Consider the following 21,592-nt stretch of genomic DNA (forward strand, 5'->3'; position numbering starts at 1 on the left):
CACACAATCACTCATTGTGTGAAACGTTCGTCGTTTTATCGGGCGTTTGAAAGACTGTTTCCCATTTACCCATTTGATCGATAAACGTTTTACTTTTTAAGTTCACGCCGACATATTCTTCATACAAAGCATCAATCGTTTGTCGAATTAATGCTTTGGTTTCTGATTTTAGTTCAATGGATTGAATATGTTCATAAGAAATTTGAGAAAACATGCGGATAAAATGAATGGCGATTGGATCTGCATGATAACGATGGGGATCCTTGTCCCAATGGCGTTCACATAAAACACCGCTATATGTTGAAGAATAATCAAATTTACCCTGCGTTTCTCCACAGACCGCGCATTTTTGCCAATTAATGGTAATTCCAAAACGTTGCAATAATTGAATTTCAAAAATATTGGTTAAAATTTCGCCATCATTTCCCTGATCTAACATCATTAAGGCTTGTTCCAAAAAATGAAATAAATTGGGATCATACACATGGTCTTCAATCGCTGCGTCCACTAAATTCATCATATACGTTGCATATCCCGCTAAAAAAATATCTGCTTGAATATTACGATAAGCATGGATATTTTTTGCCGCATTCAAAAAAGACAACCCTTCGCTATTGAATTTACCAATATAAACAGCTTCTGTATAAGGGAGTAATGCTGGTGCTAGCGGATTATTTTTACGATGTGCCCCTTTAACGTAAAACATTTGCTTGCCTGCAGATTCAGTAAAAATTTTGACTAATTTATCTTTTTCTTTATGATTTTTACTAAAAAGCAAAATCCCTTTTGATTCGGCAATCCCCATCAAATTCCCCTCCTTTGGAAAGAAAAGCGAGACAAATTCTCCATAGAGATCTATCTCGCCATAACCGATTAATAATTGTCTTCGCGGTAACCGTAATCTTTCAAATACGTTTGTTTGTCACGCCAATCTTTTTGAACTTTAACCCATAGTTCTAGATAGACCTTATCGCCTAATAGATGTTCAATATCTTGACGTGCTTTGGTACCGATAACTTTCAGCATTTTTCCGCCTTTTCCAATAATAATGCCTTTTTGGCTATCACGTTCAACAATAATTGTTGCTTGCACTTGAACTTTATCATTTTCATTACGCTTCATTGAATCAACAACTACAGCAACAGAATGCGGTACTTCATCACGTGTTAATAATAACACTTTTTCACGAATTAATTCAGAAACAATAAAGTATTCTGGATGATCCGTAATTTGGTCGTCAGGGAAATATTGTGGTCCCTCTGGCATTTGTTCTACTAAAACATCCATGAGTGTCTCAAAATTGTTTCCTTCTGTTGCTGAAATTGGAACAACTTCAGCAAATTCCATTTGACTTGTGTAGTCTTGAATCGTTTCTAATAACGCATCAGGATGAACCTTATCAATTTTATTGACGATTAAAAAGACCGGCACGTCACTTTTTTTCAAACGTTCAATAATAAAGTCATCGCCTTTTCCGCGCTTTTGATCGGCACTAATCATAAATAAAGTGACATCTACTTCACGTAAGGCACTATAAGCTGTTTCTACCATAAAATCACCTAAGCGATGTTTTGGTTTATGAATTCCAGGTGTATCGATAAAGACAATTTGCGTATCTGGTGTTGTATAAACACCTTGAATTTTATTTCTAGTTGTTTGAGCTTTGTCACTCATAATCGCAATTTTTTGCCCAACAATACGATTTAAAAGTGTTGATTTTCCAACATTCGGGCGACCAACAATGGCAACAAACCCTGATTTATGTTCTGTCATATAATTTTTTCCTCTTTTCTAATGAAAAACTAGCTGAATAAGTTTTGGCAGAAAAATAATTGCGCCAATTAGCAAAGCAAATAAGGACGTAATTAATACTGCACCAGCAGCCATATCTTTAATTTTTTTTCCTAATGGATGAAAATGTTTATTTGTTACCATATCTACTACATTTTCAAAGGCTGTGTTGATGATTTCCATAATTATCACCAAAAAAATACTTAAAAGTACCCACAACCATTCTTGTTGACTTAATCGAAAAATAAATCCCAACAAGATGACACAAATAGCAACGACGGTATGACTACGCATATTACGCTCATCTTTATAAACAGTTTTAATCCCTGTTAAAGCAAATTCCACTGAATTAATAAAATGCTTGTTTTTTTCAATGTTTTGTTTTTTATCTTTCAAGTCCATAGGCATCCAAGATTTCCTTTTGTAGTCCAAACATTACCTTCTCATCTTCAGGTGTCATATGATCGTAACCATTGATATGCAAAAAACCATGCAATGCTAGAAAACCTAATTCACGATCATAACTGTGGCCATATTCTTGTGCTTGTTCTTGTGCTCGCTCTGTTGAAATCATAATATCCCCCAACGTACGTGGCATATCTAATTCAAAGTCATCCTCTTCATCAAAAATAATCGGCAATTCATCTTCGCCCTCTTCTTCCATTGCAAAACTAATGACATCAGTCGGTGCATCTTTGTCACGATACGTGCGATTAATGACTTGAATTGCGGCATTATCCATAAATGTGACGGACATCTCAGTTTCTTCGGGCAGTTTTAAATAATCGGCCGCAAACTGAAGCAACGATTCAATATCTGCCACTTTGTCGTTTGAAACAGCATTTGTTTCATCAATAAAGGTAATCTCCATCATTATTCTCTTCTTTCTTGTTCTTCTTTCATTTTCTCTGCTTCTGATTTCATTTTTGGATATTTAATTCTTGAATGGAATGTACTACATAGACCATTCACTAATGAATTTTCAATAATTCTAATTTCTTTGAGAGTCAAACCAGAATCATCTAATTGGCCATCTAAAATCCGATCAGTAATTAAGTTAGAAACGAACTGACGAATCTTTTCATTGGTTGGATTTTCCATCGCTCGTACTGCTGCTTCACAACTATCGGCAATACTAACCACTGCTGCTTCACGTGTTTGCGGGATTGGACCAGGATAACGATATTCTTCTTCTGTTACTTCTGCATTACGTTCTTTCGCTTTAACATAGAAAAATTTCATCAATGTGGTTCCATGATGCTGACGACAAATGTCAATAACCATTTGTGGCATATTTTTCTCTTCAAGTAATGCCGCCCCATCAATTACATGTCCAAAAATGATTTGCTTACTATCAGCTGGCAACAAGAAGTTATGTGGATTTTCTGCCCCAGCAGGTAGATTTTCCACAAAGAAGTTGGCATGTTTTAGTTTTCCAATATCATGATAATAACATGCCACACGAGTTAATAACGAATGCCCCCCAATTTCTGCTACTGCATTTGCACTTAGGTTAGCAACCATCATGCTGTGATGATATGTTCCTGGTGCTTCTTCTAACAATTGCTTTAATAACGGATGATTTGGATTACTTAATTCATTCAAAATAATCACGCTATCGTCTGTAATCAATAACTCAATGTATTGATGTAACCCAATCGTTAATAATAATGAGAAAATACTACCCGCTAAGCCACATGCCAATGCAATCCAGGTTCGTCCATTAGCAAAACTCATCCCTTGAAAAATCACCAAAATCAAATTAATTAAGAATGGGAAAATAACCACCCATACTAGCGCTTTAGTTCCTTGATCGACAATTCGTTTTCTTGCCAAAACAGTGCCCATAATTCCTGAAAACATATAAGAAACTAAAATGATAGTTAAAAGATTGGTATCAATTGATTGATAGAAAATAAACGTCGCTGTCACTACTTGAAACGCTGCTGCTAAAATCCCCAAACGTCTATTTAAGAATAAACTTAACACTAATGGAGCAAATGCAGCTGGATAAAATAGTGGAATAAAAGGAACTGCCTCTGTTTGGAATACTTGGAAAAATTTCATGACCAAGATACTCAAAACCATGGTTACTGCATAAAACGTCAAATAATTTTCGCGTCTTTCTCGATCAGACCATTGTTTTACAAAATAAAGTAAGACCATGATTTGTAGCAAAATAGTCATTACTAATGCTACCAGTGGAAACAATGAGGCATTGGAACTAGTCATCCCTAACAAGTTTAATTTTTCAATTGCATTGGCATCAATTTGTGAACCTTCACGAACAATAATTTCACCTTGGTAAATCATTACTGGCTGAACGGCTTCTTTGGCTGCTTCTTGTAAGTCTTGCGTTTTTCGTTCATTTAAGAACGTGTTGACCACAATTCCCTGATTAAGCATCAAACGAATGGCTTGCGCCTGATTGCTGGTCACATCCAAAAATCCAACTTTTTCTTCCGCATCTTTACGGGCTTCTGCAAGGTTTGATTGACGAACTTGTTTACTCATTTGTTCATCAAGTAAAGTAAGGGTTTCATTTTGGACCGTTTCTAATGCTTCGGAACTTAAAGAAAAAACAATTTGGAAAAAGCTATTACTTACTCGTTGATAGAAACTTAAATCATCTGAATCAATCTGTTCAAATTCCTTTTTCAACGCAGCAATTTGCTCATCCACGGTCACCTTTTGCACTGTTTGATTCTCTTTAGCATCCGCTTCTCGTTTTTTATTTTCTGCTTCGCTATCTTCTTTTACTTTTCCAACTAATTGAAAAAGATGTTGAATCAATTCATGTTGCTTTTGTGCAATATCTTCTTGGTACGTATATTCTGGGATAACCGCTTCAGCAGCAATTTTTCGTTTTTGTTCCGTAGCGGAGGTATTCTCAATGGTTTTATTGGCACGAATACTTGTTTCAGCTACTTGCCCTTCTTTATAATCGACGGCACGTTGTTTCACACTAGAAAATACTAAACCAATCATAAAAATGAAAAAAATTAGGAGTACTAGCGGTACGAAAAATCTCCCTAGTTTTTCACGTATTTTTCTTAAAGGTTGAATAATCATCTATTTCCCCTCCTAGATAACAAAACTATTTCACTTCTCGTATTTCCGCCTCATCATATGCTTGAATAATCTCTGCTACAACTGGGTGACGTACAACATCACTTGCTGTAAATGTAGCAAAAGCGATTTTATTAATTTTGTGCAACGTACGTTCTGCGTGGACTAACCCACTCGTAACGCCTCTAGGCAAGTCAATTTGGCTAGTATCTCCATTGACAATCATCTTTGAGTTATAGCCTAAACGTGTTAAGAACATTTTCATTTGAGCAATTGTTGTATTTTGAGCTTCGTCTAAAATTACAAAAGCGTCTTCTAATGTTCGTCCACGCATGTAAGCTAAAGGTGCAATTTCAATGACCCCACGTTCCATAAGTCGATTCGTGTGTTCCATGCCAAAAATTTGATACAAGGCATCATAAACCGGACGTAAATAAGGATCTACCTTTTCTTTTAAGTCTCCAGGTAAAAAACCAAGATTTTCGCCAGCTTCAACAGCTGGGCGAGTTAAAATGATTTTTTGAACTTGCCCTTTTTTTAACGCTGCAATTGCTAAAACAACAGCTAAGAACGTTTTCCCTGTCCCAGCCGGACCGATTCCAAATGTGACATCGTGCGTACGTACCGCATCAATGTATTTTTTTTGACCGACATTTTTTACACGAATCGGCTTACCATTACGATCTTTGATGATTTCTTCTTCGTACATATCAATAAATGTCGTTGTATTGCCTTTTGATACCATTTTTAGTGCTGTTACAACATCAGGTGTATGCACTTGAATGCCACGCTTAATCAATTCTTGCAAGGCACCGATAACCGCTGCTGCTTGCTCAATCTTCTCTTGGTTCCCTTTGATTTGAATGATTTCTCCGCGTGTGCGAATAATCGTTTGTGTTGTTTCTTCAATCACTTTAATATGTTTATCGTGTGTTCCAAATAACATGCTGGCATCGTCAGCTTCAGTTAATTTAATTTCTAAAGATACTTGCTCTTCTGTCAAAAAATTCTCTCTCCTTTTTATCTACATTCACTCTAATAATACCATACAATAGATAAAAGAAAAATCGCTTCTGCTTTTTGTATGAGAGTCTTTTAAGGTTTTTATTACGAAACAAAAAAGCCGCAGACAATTGCTTGCCTGCGACGGATTCATTACTTTTCAGTTAATAATTCTTTGACGACTGCATTTACTTGGTTACCATCTGCTTTACCTTTTACTTGAGGCATCACTAGACCCATTACTTTACCAAATTCTTTTGGTGAAGTAGCACCAGTTTTTTCAATCGCATCTACAACAATTTGACGAATTTCTTCGTCGGTTAATTGTGCAGGTAGATATTGTTCAACAATTGTAATTTCACCTTTGACTTTTTCTGTGAGGTCTTCACGACCTGCTTTTTCAAATTCGGTCAAAGAATCACGTCGTTGTTTCATCTCACGAGATAAAACCGTCAACTCTTCATCTTCTGTTAAGTCACGACCGACCTTGATCTGTTCATTTTGTAACGATGCTTTCAGCATGCGAATGACTTGCAAGGTCTCTTTCTCCTTTGCCTTCATCGCCGTCTTCATATCATCGTTCAGTTTACTAAGTAGTGACACACTACCAGCTCCACTTCTCACAACAGAAAACTTAAAAATTAAAATTAGAATTTCTTGCGTTTTCTAGCTGCTTCAGATTTTTTCTTACGTTTCACGCTTGGTTTTTCATAAAACTCACGTTTACGTGATTCTTGTAACGTACCTGCTTTTGAAACGGAACGTTTGAAGCGACGAAGAGCATCATCAAGAGATTCGTTTTTACGAACGACTGTTTTTGACATGTAAATTCCCTCCCTCCGAGCTCAAATAGTAACCGTTTTTGTCATAGAAATAAAATATCTTATAACAATACTGTCCTTTAAAAATTATAGCTAAGTGAAGAAAGCGTGTCAAGTCGTTCTTCTAAAAACTTCTGATAAATAATGAGATTTTTCAAAAATTTTTCTGAATTCTCTCATTATTTCTGAAAAATTCTGAAAAAAAGTTCATTTACACAGGTTGACACTCTTCACAGCGACCAAAAATTTCAAAACGGTGACTTTCAATTGTACAACCAGGTAATTGGTCTTGAAAAAAATCCATGGGACAAATCGATAATTCTTTTGTTTTGCCACAAATGGTACAAATAAAATGATGATGATGATGTTCGATACCATGTGAACAACAATGAAATCGGAATTTCATTTCACCGTTTAATTCAGTTTCTTCTAAAATGCCAATTTCTGAGAAGTCATGTAAATTGCGATAAATAGTGTCGTAGCTTAAGCCTGGATATTCTATGGACATATACTCATGTAATTCTTTAGCAGGAACATAACGATTTGCTTTTGCAAGATAAGCAATCATCGCTTCTCTTTTTTTTGTATATTTCAAACCGTTGTCTTTTAATGTCTGCAACGCCTGCTCAATGGATGTTTGATTTTTCACTTTCCATCCCTCCAAACCAAAATCATTCCGATTATTTTTAATGAGTGTATGGTATAATAAGATTAATTAAAATGCAAGTGAGGGATCGTTTTATGACAGAAGAAAAAAAAGAGTCGCTCTTAACCTTTTTCGTTATTTCAGACTCTGCTGGTGAAACAGCTTCTAAATTAGCGCAAGCAACGATGGCTCAATATCCATCGGTAAAATTTGAAATGTTTCGCCGAACTTTTATCACAACTAAAAGCACGCTGCTTAAAACTTTAGCAGATGCAAAAAAACATAATGCCGTTATTTTACACACATTAATTAATGAAGATTTAGTTGAATTGACGCATGATTTTTGTGAAGAAAGTGGCTTGTATCACTTTGACGTATTAACACCACCTGTTGCTGAAGTTGAACGACGGACCGGTGTTGCTCCTACACGTGAACCAGGTGCTTTGCATCATCTAAATAAAAACTATTTCAAACGAATTAAAGCCATGGAGTTTGCGGTCAAATATGATGACGGGAAAGATCCACGTGGTTTCTTGGAAGCTGATGTAGTTTTATTAGGCGTTTCACGTACTTCTAAAACGCCGCTAAGTTTATTCTTAGCCAACAAAAACTTAAAGGTTGCAAACTTGCCATTAGTTCCTCAAGCGCATATTCCAAAACAATTATGGGAAATTGACCCTAAAAAAATTGTTGGTTTAACAAATGATCCTGATGTGTTGAATGGCATTCGTAAAAAACGGATGATTGCGTATGGTTTAAATCCCGATACAGCGTACTCTGATATTGACCGTATCAAAGAAGAATTAGCTTTTGCTCATGACTTATATAAAAAATTAGGCTGTGAAGTGATTAATGTCGCAACTTTATCTATTGAAGAAACGGCTTCGATTATCTTAAATAAATTAAATCTAGAAGATCATAGTTACTATGCAACTGATGATGATTAACAACATGCTAAAAATTCCGTAAACCATGGTTCACGGAATTTTTTTATTATGCTTTTTTGGCACGTAACTTGGGAATGTCTTCCAAATTATAGGGCGTCATTTGATAAACATCATTCAGCCAATTATGATACAGCAAATGTGCGTTGCCTCGCCAGCAATTCGTTACTTTAGTCAATCCTTCGTCCTCAAAATAATTGACAGGCAGTTTAGTCGCTAATCCACGCTGTTGGTCACGTAAGTATTCTCTTTGTAAACTATCGGTGTCATATTCAAAATGCCCCAATAAGAAAATATTATGGTCATCGGTTGAAATCAAAATCGTTGCGCCAATTTCATCGTTTGCTGCCACGATTCGCAACTGTTCTTCTTGAATTTGACTTTCATCAATCCCTGTATAGCGTGATTGTGGTCCCATAAAAATATCATCAAATCCGCGGAATAAACGATGACTTATATTTAAACGTTGTGGGTAAATGCCAAATAATTTTTGTTCATATTGAATTTTTTCTACTTTGTAATGATGATATAATCCTGCTTGAGCTCCCCAACAAATATGAATCACAGAAGTTGTATTTGTTTGACTCCAATCCATAACTTTAACAAGTTCTTGCCAATAATCCACTTCTTCAAACGGCAATGTTTCAACAGGTGCTCCGGTAATAATTAACCCGTCATAACAGGCATTTTTAATTTCTTCAAACGATAAATAGAATTTTGACAGATGGTTCGGACTGGTATTTTTGTGTGTATGTGAGACTAATTTTAAAAAATCTACATCAATTTGCAAAGGGCTTTGACTAATTAAACGAAGCAATTGAATTTCCGTATCAATTTTATTGGGCATTAAGTTTAATAATAGTAAACGTAGCGGACGGATATCTTGTTGCGTAGCACGTTTTTCTTCAATCGCAAAAATGTCTTCTTTTTCTAAAACTGATTTAGCAGGAAAATCATTGGGAAGTTTAATTGGCATCGACTAACCCTCCAATTGTTCCAGTGCTTGTTGTAAATCAACAAGAATGTCATTAATATTTTCAATTCCACAAGAAATGCGAACCAATCCTGCTGAAATACCCACTTCTTTTAATTCTTCTTCAGATAGCTGACGATGTGTTGAAGTAGCTGGATGAAGCGCACAAGTACGAATATCCGCCACATGTACTTGTAAAGAAACCAACGTTAACGCATTTAAGAATTTAGCTGCTTGTTCTTTACCTGCAGCAATCTCAAAAGAAACTACGCCACACAAGCCATTAGGCAAATACTTTTGTGCTAATTCATAGCTAGGGTCAGTTGCCAAGGTTGGATAACTTACCGTACTCACTTCTGGGCGTTCTTGTAAAAATTCAGCCACCTTCTTAGCATTTTCAAAATGACGATCCATCCGAACAGCCAATGTTTCCATCCCTAAGTTTAATAAAAAGGAATTTTGTGGCGAAGGTGTCGCACCTAAATCACGCATTAACTGTACACGCGCTTTCGCTAAATAGGCTGCTGGACCAAAAGCTTCTGTATAAACTAATCCGTGATACGTCACATCTGGTGTTGATAGCTGCGGGAATTTCCCATTGTTCCAATCAAATTTACCGCTATCAACAATGACCCCACCCGTTTGTACAGCATGTCCATCTAAATATTTTGTTGTACTATGAATTACGATGTCTGCGCCATATTCAATCGGTCGACAGAAATAAGGCGTGGCAAAAGTATTATCAACCAATAACGGAAGTTGATTTTCATGCGCTAACGTTGCGAATTTTTCAATATCTAAGACATGTAACGCTGGATTAGCGATTGTTTCTGCAAAAATAGCTTTCGTATTTGGCTGAACCGCTTGCTGTAACTCTTCTAGTGAAGACCATTGATCGATGAAAGTTACTTCGATGCCCATTTTTTTCAATGTATGCGCAAATAGATTATAGGTACCACCATAAATTGAAGTTGTTGAAACTAAATGATCGCCTGCTTCTAAAATATTTAAGACAGCAAAAAAGGTTGCTGCTTGTCCCGAAGACGTACACAAGGCACCTACACCACCTTCAAGTGCTGCAATTTTTTCTTCTGCAGCATTCGTCGTTGGATTTGCTAAACGTGTATAAAAATAACCTGATGCTTTTAAATCAAATAATTGCCCGATTTCTTCTGCTGAATCATATTTATACGTTGTGCTTTGCACGATTGGCACCACACGAGGTTCTCCATTTTTTGGTTCATAACCAGCATGTAAACACTTTGTTTCAAATTCCATATCCAATTCCCCTTTTCCTTTTTTATATAATAAAAAACGCACCCTTTCCGTTACAGAAAGGACGCGTTTTAATTGCGTGTTACCACCTTTTTTCGCTATCACTTTGCAGCAAATAGCCTCTACCAGTACCAACATACTGAGGAGCTATAACGGGCTCACCCGATAATTGCTTCTCACAATTATTTGCTCAAAGACCATCTTCCAAATTAATTCCTTACTTCTTCTCACCTAACGAAGCTCTCTTAAAATTCATCAATTTGTACTCTTCTTTTCAAAGCGTTTTTTATTTAAATTACTTTAAGTATAGCGAGTAATTATGTTTTGTCAATTCTTTTCTAGAAAACCTGAACACCTTCACGATCAATGGATAAATGTTCGACTTGTGCGCGTGAATCTAAAGCATTCAATAATTTCATGATACGTTCTGTCTTTTCAGCTGGGGTCAAAATTAAAATCGTCGGACCCGCACCGCTTAAGAAACAACCATAGGCTTCTTCTTCTTTACAAATTTGGCGGATATCTGATAAATGTGGTACCAATTTCCCTCGATATACCTCATGCCAAAGGTCTTCTTGCATCATTTTACCAGCCAAAGGTAAATTCCCATTTAAAACAGCTGCAATCATCACATTGGCGATAGCACTGGCTTTTACTGCCTCTTTATACGGTAATGTCTCTGGCAATACACCCCGACTTTTACTGGTTAATAATTCTGTATTAGGAATAAATGCGATAATATCTGTTTCAGGGAAATAGTGTTTAACATAATTCACGCTTTTTTCTTGGCGTTCTGAAAAATGACAAGCGACAACAAAATCTCCACAAATTGCTGGCGCTACATTGTCTGGATGCCCTTCAATTTGGGTCGCAAGTTCTACTTTTCTATTTTCTGATAACTGCAAATTCCCCAAACGATTAGCTAATTCGATTCCTGCTACAATCACAGAAGAACTACTTCCTAAACCACGAGTTAATGGGATAGTTGAAGTCATTTTTAATTTTTTTGGTGCTAATGAAGGCGCAAGCTTCAAAGCAGTTTGAATCAATAAATTTTTCTCATCAGAAGGGATAGCGTCTCCTAATGTATGAGTGATTTCCCATTGATCACTATCACCAAGTACTTCAACAGATAAGTACATGGACAGTGCGATTCCGCATGAATCAAATCCAGGACCTAAGTTGGCACTGGTTGCTGGAACTCGAATTTTCATTTTTATGCCTCCATTACCCTCATTCTTCGTTCTAATGTTCCTTGTTTTGCTATTGCTGCTTCAACTGCAGCTAGTTGTAAACGATTGATACTTTCAGTAATTACCATGAAACGGTTCATCTCTCCTATTTCTTGTGCTAACTCATTGATTTGTACCTTTTCGTTTGCCAACAAGGCTGTTAATGCATCCGCTGTAAAGTCTGCTGAAGTTGTTACCGCAAAATAATATTTTGCATAATTAGCTTCTGGCGCAGTTAATTGTAATGGTCGACGATATTCATTGAATTGTGGCGCATCAATCCCTAAACTGATGTTTTTTGCAATGGCTGTAACATCTGAAATAACGCTTGTTGCAGTTGGTAATGAACCAGCACCTGGTCCATAAAACATGGATTGGTCAATTCCCGTGCTGTTGATAAACACTCCATTAAATTCATTTTTAATGGATGCTAATGGATGTGTTTTGGGAACTAATGCTGGACCAACTGAAACAGAAATCGTTTCGTTGGCTTTTACTGATTCACCAATTAATTTGATTTCATAACCAAATTTTTGTGCTTGCAAGACATCTTTATCTGATAGACCACGAATTCCTTGAATTTCTAAATCAGATAATGCCACGTCCATTCCGTAAGCAAATTGGGTCAGAATGACCATTTTGTATGCTGCATCAATCCCATCCACGTCATTGGTAGGATCTGATTCCGCAAACCCTAATGCTTGGGCTTGGGCTAAAGCTTCCTCATAAGATGTTCCATTTTCTAACATTTTTGTTAACATATAGTTCGTTGTTCCATTAACAATCCCACGAATATTGGTAATTTCATCAGCTAAGTAGTTCGTTGTTAACGTACGTAAAATTGGAATACCTCCAGCTACGCTTGCTTCGTAAAATAATGAGACATTATTCTCTTTGGCTATTTCAACTAATTCCACACCGTGCTGCGCAATTAAATCTTTATTGGCAGTCACAACATGTTTGCCATTTTTTAAGGCTTGTGCAATGAATTCTTTCGCTGGATGAACTTTCCCAATCAACTCAATCACGACATCTAAAGTAGCATCTTCCACAATATCTGCTAATTCTGAAGTTAATTCGATACCATGTTCATCTGCAAATTGTTTCTTATCTTCTGCTGGTCGTATCAAAGCTTTGACGATAGACACATTCATCCCGGTTTGTTCTTTTATTTTCGCTCGTTGGGCAGCTAACACTTGTACTGTTCCGCTTCCGACAACGCCTAATCCTAGAATACCTATACGTAAATGATCCTTCATAAAAACTCCTAACTGAAAGCGTCATTAAAACACTTTCATTTTTTTCTCATAATTAATTACTAGCATACCAAATATCACATAAAAAAAAAAGAACTTTCTGTTATCGAAAGTTCCTTAGTTTTATAAATGTCGAATATGGCGAAAAGTCTGTTCTAAAATATCTAAAACGTGATGATCGTCTAAACTATATAAAATTGTTTTGCCTTCACGTCTAGATTTAACTACGTTATTTTCTCGCAGCAGTTTTAGTTGATGGGATACAGCTGATTGTTCCATCTCAACTGTTTCAGCAATTGAGGTAACATTCCGTTCGCCAGCTTCTAAAGATAAAACAATTTTTAAACGAGTAACATCACTTAGAACTTTAAAAATCCGACTGACACGTTCAATTTCAGAAATAGCAGGTTTTTCCATATAATCCTCCTCTTTTCAAAAACTCTGGGACAATAATCAAATGATTGTTGTCCCAGAGTTTCTTTATGATTCATGGTGTATGCAACAATTCAAAAATTAGTTTTGCTTATTATACTACTAAGCGCCAGTAATTTCATTGATTGCTGCTTCTAAGTCGGCGATTTTTTGTGTTGCATTAGCATCACTATCTGCTTTTACGCCAATATAGAATTTAATTTTTGGTTCAGTTCCAGATGGACGCACGGCAATCCAGCTCTCATCTTCTAACACATATTTTAATACATCTGAAGGCGGTGTTGTCATTTCTTCTGTTGTGCCATCTACTTTTTGACGTGTCAATAGTTTGAAGTCTTCGGTTTGGACAACTTTCACACCAGCAAACTCGGTAGGTGCTTTTTCACGGAAGGTTTTCATTAAAGCCGTAATTTTTGCAGCACCTTCTTGACCACTCATAGTCACAGAAATTGTTTTCTCTGCAAAGTAACCATATTCTGCAAAAATTTCTTGTAAGGCATCATAAACCGTTTTGCCTTCTTTTTTGTAGTAAGCAGCAACTTCTGCAAATAAGACTAATGCTTGAATGGCATCTTTATCGCGTACAAATGGTTTTACAAGATAACCATAGCTTTCTTCAAAACCAAACATAAAGGTATGCGAATGGTCTTCTTCAAATTGTTGAATTTTTTCAGCAATAAATTTAAAGCCTGTTAATACGTTAAACATCGTTGTATTGTAGCTTTTCGCAATCGCTGTTGGTAATTCACTAGATACGATTGATTTCAAGACAGCTGCATTTTCTGGCAACGTACCAGCTTGCTTGTGCGCTTCTAAAATATAACGAATTAAAATAGCCCCAATTTGATTACCAGTTAATACTTGATATTCGCCATTTGGCAAACGAACAGCTGCACCTAAACGGTCTGCGTCTGGGTCAGTCGCAATCAATAAATCCGCGCCTTCTTTTTCGCCTAAGCGAATAGCATATTCAAATGCAGAATGTTCTTCTGGATTTGGTGATTTAACTGTACTAAAGTTTGGATCAGCAACGGCTTGTTCTGGTTCTAAAACAAATTGATGGAAACCAGCTTGTTTCAAAGCCTTTTCTCCTAACATTTTTCCAGTACCATGTAGTGGTGTATAAACTAATTTTAAGTTATCGCCCATTTCTTCAATTAATTCATGATTAATCGTGACGCTTTTTACTTCTTTTAGATACGCATTATCGACTTCTTCGCCAATAATATTAATTAAACCACTATGTTTAGCTTCTTCTTCGGATAACACAGGAACTTCTAATGGATTGGCAATTTCACGTACAAAAGAAGTTAACGCATCCGCATCAGCAGGTGGCATTTGTCCTCCATCTTCACCATACACTTTATATCCATTATAATTTGATGGATTATGTGATGCTGTAATCATAATTCCTGTGAAGGTTTTTAAGTATCGAACCGCAAAAGATAATTCTGGAGTTGGGCGTAAGCTTTCAAATACATAAGACGGAATATCATGTTTGGCTAACGTTTTTGCTGCTTCCATCGCAAATTCTGGTGAGAAATGTCTTGAATCATAAGCAATTGCTACACCACGACGTCGGGTATCGGGATCTTGTTTATTCATGAAGCGCGCTAATCCTTCTGTTGCTTGACGAATTGTATAAAGGTTCATTCGGTTAATACCAGGTCCAAGTACGCCACGCATACCTGCTGTTCCAAATTCTAAAGGTGCGTAAAACGCATCTTCCAATTCCTGTGTTTTACCTTCTAAATCTTGTAACTGTTTCTTTAAGTTCTTATCAAGATTCTCTTGATTTTTCCATTGTTCGTAAGTTACTTCCCAAGACATACAAAGCACCTCTTCCAAATTAATTTTTCATAACGATTATATCATTATTGATAGGTGACTAAAAGCCTTGTAGCGCAATTCATCTAAAAAAAGTAGGATGTTATTTGAAAAACAATTTTTTCATTGTTTTTTCAGATAACATCCTGTATTCTTTCCAAATTCTTTCAATTTTTTCCTATTTTTTCACATCTTTTTGTGCTTCAAGGTAGTTAAATACTTCTTGTCCAGCAACACTACCGTCACCTACAGCGGTCGTAATTTGACGTAAGTTTTTTTCACGAACATCTCCAACTGCAAAAATACCAGGAATTGATGTACGCATGTCTTCATCTGTTGGAATCCAACCTTCTTCATTCGTAATACCGCTTGATTTGAAGGGTTCTGTCAATGGATCCAACCCAACATAGATAAAAATACCGTTCGCAGCTTCTTCATGTACTTCGCCCGTTTTCACATTTTTAATTTGAGCACCTGTCACAACCATGTCATTTCCAACAATCTCTTCTACAACAGAATCCCATAAGAATGAAATTTTTTCGTTAGCAAACGCACGGTCTTGGATAATTTTTTGAGCACGTAATTCGTCACGACGATGAACAATCACAACTTCTGAAGCAAATTGTGTTAAATAAATCGCTTCTTCAACTGCAGAGTCACCACCACCAACGACTAATAATTTACGATTACGGAAGAATGCACCATCACAAACCGCACAATAAGAAACACCGCGACCAGCAAATTCATCTTCGCCAGCAACACCTAATTTACGATGCTCACAACCTGTGGCGATAATTACTGTTTTTGCTTGGTAAGTCTTATCACCCGCCACGACCTCTTTGTAATCTCCGCAATCTTTAATTTCTTGTATGATACCATAAGCATTTTCAGCACCAAATTTTGTGGCACCATCATACATTTTTTCTGCTAATTCTGGACCTAAAATCATTTCATATCCTGGATAGTTTTCAACTTCTGCTGTATTATTCATTTGTCCACCAGGTGCGCCACGTTCAATCATCACTACTGATAAATTTGAACGAGAAGCATATAATGCAGCAGTCATCCCTGCAGGACCTGCTCCAATAACGATTACATCATACATTTAATTTTTCCCTCCACTTTTCAACTAAGTAAGTCATACTTTACTGCCTTCTCTTTTTTCTGTCTAACGTTTTGCTTTCTAACAAAAAATAAGAATTACATATTGACTTTTAAATCGTATCTTGTAAAATTTCCAAGACATCACAAATATTAACTATAAGAGAGGCGCATGTTTTTGACAAGAAAAAGATTTTTTAACGCTTCAGATAGTGAATTATTCTTTTTAAGTTGGCCAATTTTTATTGAATTATTTTTACGAGTTGTAATTGGTAATATCAACGTCTGGATGATTTCTCATTATTCTGAACCTGCTGTTGCATCGGTTGGAGCCGCAAATCAGCTATTATATTTAGCAGTTTTTGTCTACGGATTTATTACAGTTGGTACACAAATTATTATCGCTCAATTAATCGGTGCAAAAAAACGCAAAGAAATACAAGAAGTAATCAATACGGCATTATTTGGTTCATTAGGTATTGGATTACTTATCAGTTTGGTTTTTATTTTATTTTCACCAGCCTTACTAAGTTTCATGAACTTGGATATGGAACTAATCGAAATCGGAAAAGGCTACTTACAAGTCTACGGTGGCAGCCTGTTTATTTCGGCAATCACGGCTGTTATCATCGCCGTACTACGTACACACAGTTTTACCAAACCCGCTCTATTGGTTCCTATGACGGCGAGTATCTTAGCTGTTATCGGTAACTATTTTGCTCTGTATCAACCATTTGGATTACCCAATTTTGGTGTAACTGGTTTAGGTTTTGCAAGTGTTTTTGGTAACACAATTGGTTTAATCATTGCTTTTATTCTACTGAAAAAATATATTGGTTTTTCCATTCGTTCCATTCGTCCAAAAAAGATTTCCTTCCCTATTCTTAAATCAATTTTGGCTTATGGTTTACCATCTTCAGGTGAAACACTTTCTTATCAAGGAGCGCAAATTGTCGTAACGATGATTGTTGCTTCTTTAGGTTCTAGTGTCTTGATTGCTAAATCTTATATTACAGCTATTTCTCAGTTTGTTTATCTGGTAGCTGCTTCTCTTAGCCAAGGAAATCAAATTATGATTGGTCGAAATGTGGGCGCTGGTCAATTTGATCGCGCGTCAAAACGTGGCATGCGAACAGTGATTATCGGAATGATTGTTTCACTCGCTATTTGTTTATTAACGTTTGTTTTTATCGAACCAATCATGCATATTTTTACAACCAATGAGGAAATTATTACGATTGCTCGCGAAGTTTTCTTAGTAGAGATTATTCTAGAAACTGCTCGTGCGGTCAATATGATTTTAGTTGGTGCGTTGAATGCCAGTGGTGATGTGAAATTCCCACTTATTTGTAGCTTAATTGTCTTATGGGCAATTAGCTTACCTTTCTCTTATGCTCTAGCGATTGTTGCACATTGGGGCTTAGTTGGCGTTTGGATTGCCTATGCAATTGACGAGGCGTTGCGCAGTATCTTAATGATTCGGCGTTGGCGTTCTGGTGTTTGGCAAACAAAAGCAGTTATCCATCAAGAAGAACCGGTAGAACAAACTGTCTAAAAAATCCCCTATTCATGTATGTGCCTCAAAAGTTTGACAAAAAAGCAAAAAAAAACATCCTATCTGATTAGGATGTTTTTTTTGCTTTCAATCTACAAATAGATTACGCTTAGTCAAAGGAGAGAATACACATGACTATTTACGATTTTGAAGTTACCACTGCAGACGGCACCACTTATTCATTGGAAAAATATCGAGGAAAGATCCTGATTATTGTCAACACTGCCACAAAATGTGGTTTTGCTCCTCAATTTACAGAATTAGAAGCTCTCTATCAGCGCTATAAAGCACAAGGACTTGTTGTCTTAGGATTTCCTTCCAATCAGTTTAAACAAGAATTAGACAGCGCTACAGACGCTCAGGCAACTTGTCGGTTAGATTACGGCGTTACTTTCCCCATGCATCAGCTAGTCACAGTTAATGGCTCACAAGCAGCTCCTATCTTTCACTACCTTACACAAGAAGCACCTGGAACGTTAGGTAAGAGTATTAAATGGAATTTCACTAAATTTTTAATCGACCAAAACGGTCAAGTCATCGCGCGCTATGCTCCCAAAACAACGCCTGAAAAAATGATTCCAGCGATTGAAGAATTACTTAAATAATCCAAAAAGCGATGATAGACAAACCATCATCGCTTTTTTATTAGTTATTTGATAAATCTTCGCCGTTTGAAGCGATTACTTGTTTGTACCAATCAAATGATTTTTTCTTCGAACGGTTTAATGTTCCATTGCCTTCGTTGTCTAAATCAACATAGACGAAGCCATAACGTTTCTTCATTTCACCTGTTCCGGCAGACACTAAGTCAATACAGCCCCAAGTTGTGTAGCCTAATAAATCAACACCATCAATTTCAACAGCATCTTTCATTGCTTGAATATGTTTTGCTAGATAATCAATACGATAATCATCTTCTACATAACCATTTTCGTCTGGCACATCAACAGCACCTAACCCATTTTCTACGATAAACAATGGTTTTTGATAACGATCATAAATATCGTTCATTGTAATACGTAGTCCTAATGGATCAATTTGCCAGCCCCACTCGCTTGCATCTAGGTAAGGATTTTTTACTGATGCAAAAATATTACCTGCTGTTTGCTCTAATAATTCTGGGTCAGTTGTTGCGACACGTGATGAATAGTATGAGAATGAAATAAAGTCAACTGTATTGGCTTTTAGGATTTCTGCATCGCCTTCTTCCATCGCGATTTCAATGCCTTGGCGTTCTAAATCTTTCAAGAAGTATGCAGGATATTCCCCACGAGATTGAACATCAATAAAGAAGTAACTTTCACGGTCTTTTTGACGAGATTCCCAGACATCTTCAGGGCGACAGCTATATGGATAGTAACCACCTGCTGCTAACATACATCCTACTTGGTTGTCAGGATCTACTTCATGTGCAATACGTGTTGCAATCGCACTTGATAATAATTCATGATGTGCTGATTGATATTTCACTTGTTCTTCATTTTCGCCTTCTTCAAAGTAAAGACCTGCGCCCATGAATGGTGCATGTAAAATCATATTGATTTCATTGAAAGTCAACCAGTATTTAACTAACCCTTTGTAACGGTTAAAGATAACTGTACATAATCTTTCATAAAATTCTACCAATTTACGGTTACGCCAACCACCATATTCTTTAATTAAATGCATTGGGCAATCAAAATGCGTAATAGTTACTAATGGTTCAATACCATATTTATGACATTCTTTAAATAAATCTTCATAGAATTTTAGCCCATCTTCATTTGGTTCTGTTTCGTCACCATTTGGGAAAATTCTAGTCCAGGCAATTGATAAACGATAAGTTTTAAAGCCCATTTCGCCAAATAAAGCAATATCTTCTTTATAGCGGTGATACATATCAATCCCAACTTTTGCTGGATAATGGTAACCTTCTTCAAAATCAAACATTTTCGTTTTACCAGTAATCACATCTAAACGTGCTTCACCAATTGGTACTACGTCTACGTTTGCTAAACCACGTCCACCTTCATTATAGCCGCCTTCACATTGATTGGCAGCTGTTGCGCCACCCCATAAAAAGTCTTTGCGAAATCCCATTATTTATCCTTCTTTCTTTTATTAGATTAACTCTTTAGCTACTTCATCTTGAACTGTAACGCCTTCTTTTTCAAGACGTTCAATCGTTTCTTTAAATTGTGGCAAATGTGCTTTGTGTGCAATAAATAATTCATGCATGACTTTACGAGCAGTATCGCCTGATGGTACTAGTGGATTAATTGTAAATGCTTGTAAAGCAGTACCATAATCTCCTGTAACTGCCGCTTCGATAGTTAATAATTCCATTGCTTTCATTACTTGTAACCAGCCTTTTTCCGCTGTTGGTAATTCACCAAAGGCAACTGAACGAGCACCGTCTGCTCCCAAATACGCCATGACTTCAACCACACAATCAGCTGGTAGATCTGGAACCGCACCATTATTTTTAGTTGAAACCACAATTTGAGTATTTTTATTTGAGTAAATTGAAGCAATTGTTTCACACGCTGCATCTGAATAATGCGCACCACCACGTTGTTCTAATTGTTCTGGTTTATGTGCTAAATCAGGATCTTTATATAATTCAAATAATTCTGCCTCTGTTTGTTTCACTTGCTGCGCACGTGTACCAATTGTTTGGTATTCTTCCAACGCATGAGCCAGCATTTCTTCTTGGCGATAGTAATAACGATGATAACCACAAGGAATCATTTTCATTTGATGTAATTGTTCCTTATAGAATGGAATATCATGAATATTTTTTGGTAACCCATTATCTTCTTTAAACAATTGATCGATAATATCCAAGGTAACATCATTGCCTTCTAAATCAGCAACTTTATGCCAATGGAAATGGTTCACACCAGCAAATTTGTAAATTAGTTCATTTTCTTTTTTACCTAACAAACCGGGTTCAACCATGATTGCCCCCACTGGTACATTACATAAACCGATGACACGGTCCCATTTACCATAGCGGATAATGGCTTCTGTTACCATACCTGCTGGATTGGTAAAGTTAATAAGCCAAGCATCTGGACAAAGACGTTTCATATCTTCAACAATTTCCAAAATAATTGGAATTGTACGAAAAGCTTTGAACATTCCGCCTGCACCATTCGTTTCTTGTCCTAGCATGCCGTAATAAGCTGGAATACGTTCATCTTTAACGCGAGCGTTTAATAGTCCGACACGAAATTGTGTTGTAACAAAATCAGCATCTTTTAGGGCTTCTTCACGATCTAATGTTAAATGGACTTTAACATCATACGGTGAAGCATCCCACATACGTTGTGCCATTTCACCCACGATTTCTAATTTTTCTTTTCCCGCTTCAATATCTACTAACCAAATTTCTCTGATTGGTAATTCTTCATAACGTTTGATAAAACCTTCCATCAGTTCAGGTGTATAGCTACTTCCGCCACCAATTGTTGCAATTTTAACTCCAGTCATCTGTCAAATCGCTCCCTTAAATTTTATTTACAAGATGATTATCTATCATGTAAATAAAACATTCAAGGTATTTGCGAACGTTTTCAATTAGTTTTACAAAAGAAACCATAAAAAAACGATTTTTTTGTAAATATTATTTACATGAAGAGAAAAAAACTACTATCTCTTGCGTAAACGCTATCTTTTATTTACAA

At 36.4% G+C, this 21,592-nt stretch carries 21 protein-coding genes and 1 other annotated feature; of the genes, 3 read left to right on the forward strand and 18 right to left on the reverse strand.

Features of this window, described 5'->3' with window-relative positions:
- Positions 1-7 precede the first annotated feature (7 nt).
- The 9 genes from recO to AC4BC7_RS06385 form a co-directional block, all read right to left on the reverse strand.
- Positions 8-805, reverse strand: coding sequence for a DNA repair protein RecO (recO, locus tag AC4BC7_RS06345; protein ID WP_207941032.1), 798 nt, complete (start codon positions 803-805; stop codon positions 8-10).
- A 68-nt stretch (positions 806-873) separates the two neighbouring features.
- Positions 874-1,773 carry a GTPase Era gene (gene era / locus AC4BC7_RS06350; protein WP_490504174.1) on the reverse strand — a complete coding sequence of 300 codons (900 nt, stop codon included), beginning with the start codon at positions 1,771-1,773 and terminating at the stop codon, positions 874-876.
- An 18-nt stretch (positions 1,774-1,791) separates the two neighbouring features.
- Positions 1,792-2,199 (reverse strand): diacylglycerol kinase family protein, encoded by a 408-nt coding sequence (locus tag AC4BC7_RS06355; protein ID WP_207941034.1) that lies wholly within the window; start codon positions 2,197-2,199, stop codon positions 1,792-1,794.
- Entirely contained in the window at positions 2,177-2,662 is a 486-nt protein-coding gene (gene ybeY, locus AC4BC7_RS06360) for an rRNA maturation RNase YbeY (protein ID WP_207941469.1), read from the reverse strand. The genes AC4BC7_RS06355 and ybeY overlap by 23 nt, the downstream gene beginning before the upstream one ends.
- A 2-nt stretch (positions 2,663-2,664) precedes the next feature.
- The gene (locus tag AC4BC7_RS06365) at positions 2,665-4,863 is read right to left on the reverse strand and encodes an HD family phosphohydrolase (protein WP_490504175.1); all 2,199 of its coding nucleotides are present in this window, start codon (positions 4,861-4,863) and stop codon (positions 2,665-2,667) included.
- Positions 4,864-4,888: 25 nt separating this feature from the next.
- Positions 4,889-5,863, reverse strand: a complete 975-nt coding sequence (locus AC4BC7_RS06370; RefSeq protein ID WP_207941036.1) for a PhoH family protein — start codon at positions 5,861-5,863, stop codon at positions 4,889-4,891.
- Positions 5,864-6,015: 152 nt separating this feature from the next.
- Positions 6,016-6,465 (reverse strand): GatB/YqeY domain-containing protein, encoded by a 450-nt coding sequence (locus tag AC4BC7_RS06375; protein ID WP_207941037.1) that lies wholly within the window; start codon positions 6,463-6,465, stop codon positions 6,016-6,018.
- A 44-nt stretch (positions 6,466-6,509) separates the two neighbouring features.
- The gene (gene rpsU, locus AC4BC7_RS06380) at positions 6,510-6,686 is read right to left on the reverse strand and encodes a 30S ribosomal protein S21 (RefSeq protein ID WP_002356740.1); all 177 of its coding nucleotides are present in this window, start codon (positions 6,684-6,686) and stop codon (positions 6,510-6,512) included.
- Between the two features lie 208 nt (positions 6,687-6,894).
- Positions 6,895-7,332 carry a transcriptional repressor gene (locus tag AC4BC7_RS06385; RefSeq protein ID WP_207941038.1) on the reverse strand — a complete coding sequence of 146 codons (438 nt, stop codon included), beginning with the start codon at positions 7,330-7,332 and terminating at the stop codon, positions 6,895-6,897.
- A 92-nt stretch (positions 7,333-7,424) separates the two neighbouring features.
- On the opposite strand from AC4BC7_RS06385, the gene AC4BC7_RS06390 reads away from it, so the two are divergent.
- A complete protein-coding gene (locus AC4BC7_RS06390) occupies positions 7,425-8,276 on the forward strand; it encodes a pyruvate, water dikinase regulatory protein (RefSeq protein ID WP_207941039.1) in 852 nt (283 codons plus the stop codon).
- Positions 8,277-8,322: 46 nt separating this feature from the next.
- On the opposite strand, the gene AC4BC7_RS06395 is transcribed toward AC4BC7_RS06390, so the two are convergent.
- The 7 genes from AC4BC7_RS06395 to trxB all read right to left on the reverse strand — a co-directional run bounded on the left by AC4BC7_RS06395 (position 8,323) and on the right by trxB (position 16,373).
- Complete coding sequence (locus AC4BC7_RS06395) at positions 8,323-9,249, reverse strand: homoserine O-succinyltransferase (RefSeq protein ID WP_490504176.1); 927 nt, start codon at positions 9,247-9,249, stop codon at positions 8,323-8,325.
- A gap of 3 nt (positions 9,250-9,252) precedes the next feature.
- A complete protein-coding gene (locus AC4BC7_RS06400; RefSeq protein WP_207941041.1) occupies positions 9,253-10,524 on the reverse strand; it encodes an O-acetylhomoserine aminocarboxypropyltransferase/cysteine synthase family protein in 1,272 nt (423 codons plus the stop codon).
- A 54-nt stretch (positions 10,525-10,578) separates the two neighbouring features.
- Positions 10,579-10,808: a binding site (T-box leader), on the reverse strand.
- Positions 10,809-10,859: 51 nt separating this feature from the next.
- Entirely contained in the window at positions 10,860-11,735 is an 876-nt protein-coding gene (gene thrB / locus AC4BC7_RS06405; protein WP_490504177.1) for a homoserine kinase, read from the reverse strand.
- A 2-nt stretch (positions 11,736-11,737) separates the two neighbouring features.
- Positions 11,738-13,012, reverse strand: coding sequence for a homoserine dehydrogenase (locus AC4BC7_RS06410; RefSeq protein WP_490504178.1), 1,275 nt, complete (start codon positions 13,010-13,012; stop codon positions 11,738-11,740).
- 120 nt (positions 13,013-13,132) lie between these two features.
- A complete protein-coding gene (locus AC4BC7_RS06415) occupies positions 13,133-13,426 on the reverse strand; it encodes an ArsR/SmtB family transcription factor (protein WP_207941044.1) in 294 nt (97 codons plus the stop codon).
- A gap of 117 nt (positions 13,427-13,543) precedes the next feature.
- A complete protein-coding gene (locus AC4BC7_RS06420) occupies positions 13,544-15,271 on the reverse strand; it encodes a phospho-sugar mutase (protein WP_490504179.1) in 1,728 nt (575 codons plus the stop codon).
- A 175-nt stretch (positions 15,272-15,446) separates the two neighbouring features.
- The gene (trxB, locus tag AC4BC7_RS06425; protein ID WP_490504180.1) at positions 15,447-16,373 is read right to left on the reverse strand and encodes a thioredoxin-disulfide reductase; all 927 of its coding nucleotides are present in this window, start codon (positions 16,371-16,373) and stop codon (positions 15,447-15,449) included.
- Positions 16,374-16,541: 168 nt separating this feature from the next.
- On the opposite strand from trxB, the gene AC4BC7_RS06430 reads away from it, so the two are divergent.
- Complete coding sequence (locus AC4BC7_RS06430; RefSeq protein ID WP_490504181.1) at positions 16,542-17,924, forward strand: MATE family efflux transporter; 1,383 nt, start codon at positions 16,542-16,544, stop codon at positions 17,922-17,924.
- A 131-nt stretch (positions 17,925-18,055) separates the two neighbouring features.
- On the forward strand, positions 18,056-18,529 hold the full coding sequence (locus AC4BC7_RS06435; protein WP_490504182.1) for a glutathione peroxidase: 474 nt from the start codon (positions 18,056-18,058) through the stop codon (positions 18,527-18,529).
- Positions 18,530-18,569: 40 nt separating this feature from the next.
- Here the strand turns inward: AC4BC7_RS06435 and AC4BC7_RS06440 are convergent, their stop codons facing one another.
- Positions 18,570-20,003, reverse strand: coding sequence for a 6-phospho-beta-glucosidase (locus tag AC4BC7_RS06440; protein WP_490504183.1), 1,434 nt, complete (start codon positions 20,001-20,003; stop codon positions 18,570-18,572).
- A gap of 21 nt (positions 20,004-20,024) precedes the next feature.
- Positions 20,025-21,398, reverse strand: a complete 1,374-nt coding sequence (locus AC4BC7_RS06445; RefSeq protein ID WP_490504184.1) for a 6-phospho-beta-glucosidase — start codon at positions 21,396-21,398, stop codon at positions 20,025-20,027.
- Between the last annotated feature and the right edge of the window lie 194 nt (positions 21,399-21,592).

Source organism: Enterococcus sp. AMC1623, assembly GCF_058216495.1.

Coding starts and splice junctions, on each gene's coding strand:
- recO (WP_207941032.1), bottom strand. CDS start 805: ATGGGGATTGCCGAATCAAAAGGGATTTTGCTTTTTAGTAAAAATCAT.
- era (WP_490504174.1), bottom strand. CDS start 1,773: ATGACAGAACATAAATCAGGGTTTGTTGCCATTGTTGGTCGCCCGAAT.
- AC4BC7_RS06355 (WP_207941034.1), bottom strand. CDS start 2,199: ATGCCTATGGACTTGAAAGATAAAAAACAAAACATTGAAAAAAACAAG.
- ybeY (WP_207941469.1), bottom strand. CDS start 2,662: ATGGAGATTACCTTTATTGATGAAACAAATGCTGTTTCAAACGACAAA.
- AC4BC7_RS06365 (WP_490504175.1), bottom strand. CDS start 4,863: ATGATTATTCAACCTTTAAGAAAAATACGTGAAAAACTAGGGAGATTT.
- rpsU (WP_002356740.1), bottom strand. CDS start 6,686: ATGTCAAAAACAGTCGTTCGTAAAAACGAATCTCTTGATGATGCTCTT.
- AC4BC7_RS06390 (WP_207941039.1), top strand. CDS start 7,425: ATGACAGAAGAAAAAAAAGAGTCGCTCTTAACCTTTTTCGTTATTTCA.
- AC4BC7_RS06395 (WP_490504176.1), bottom strand. CDS start 9,249: ATGCCAATTAAACTTCCCAATGATTTTCCTGCTAAATCAGTTTTAGAA.
- AC4BC7_RS06400 (WP_207941041.1), bottom strand. CDS start 10,524: ATGGAATTTGAAACAAAGTGTTTACATGCTGGTTATGAACCAAAAAAT.
- thrB (WP_490504177.1), bottom strand. CDS start 11,735: ATGAAAATTCGAGTTCCAGCAACCAGTGCCAACTTAGGTCCTGGATTT.
- AC4BC7_RS06410 (WP_490504178.1), bottom strand. CDS start 13,012: ATGAAGGATCATTTACGTATAGGTATTCTAGGATTAGGCGTTGTCGGA.
- AC4BC7_RS06415 (WP_207941044.1), bottom strand. CDS start 13,426: ATGGAAAAACCTGCTATTTCTGAAATTGAACGTGTCAGTCGGATTTTT.
- AC4BC7_RS06420 (WP_490504179.1), bottom strand. CDS start 15,271: ATGTCTTGGGAAGTAACTTACGAACAATGGAAAAATCAAGAGAATCTT.
- trxB (WP_490504180.1), bottom strand. CDS start 16,373: ATGTATGATGTAATCGTTATTGGAGCAGGTCCTGCAGGGATGACTGCT.
- AC4BC7_RS06430 (WP_490504181.1), top strand. CDS start 16,542: ATGTTTTTGACAAGAAAAAGATTTTTTAACGCTTCAGATAGTGAATTA.
- AC4BC7_RS06435 (WP_490504182.1), top strand. CDS start 18,056: ATGACTATTTACGATTTTGAAGTTACCACTGCAGACGGCACCACTTAT.
- AC4BC7_RS06440 (WP_490504183.1), bottom strand. CDS start 20,003: ATGGGATTTCGCAAAGACTTTTTATGGGGTGGCGCAACAGCTGCCAAT.
- AC4BC7_RS06445 (WP_490504184.1), bottom strand. CDS start 21,398: ATGACTGGAGTTAAAATTGCAACAATTGGTGGCGGAAGTAGCTATACA.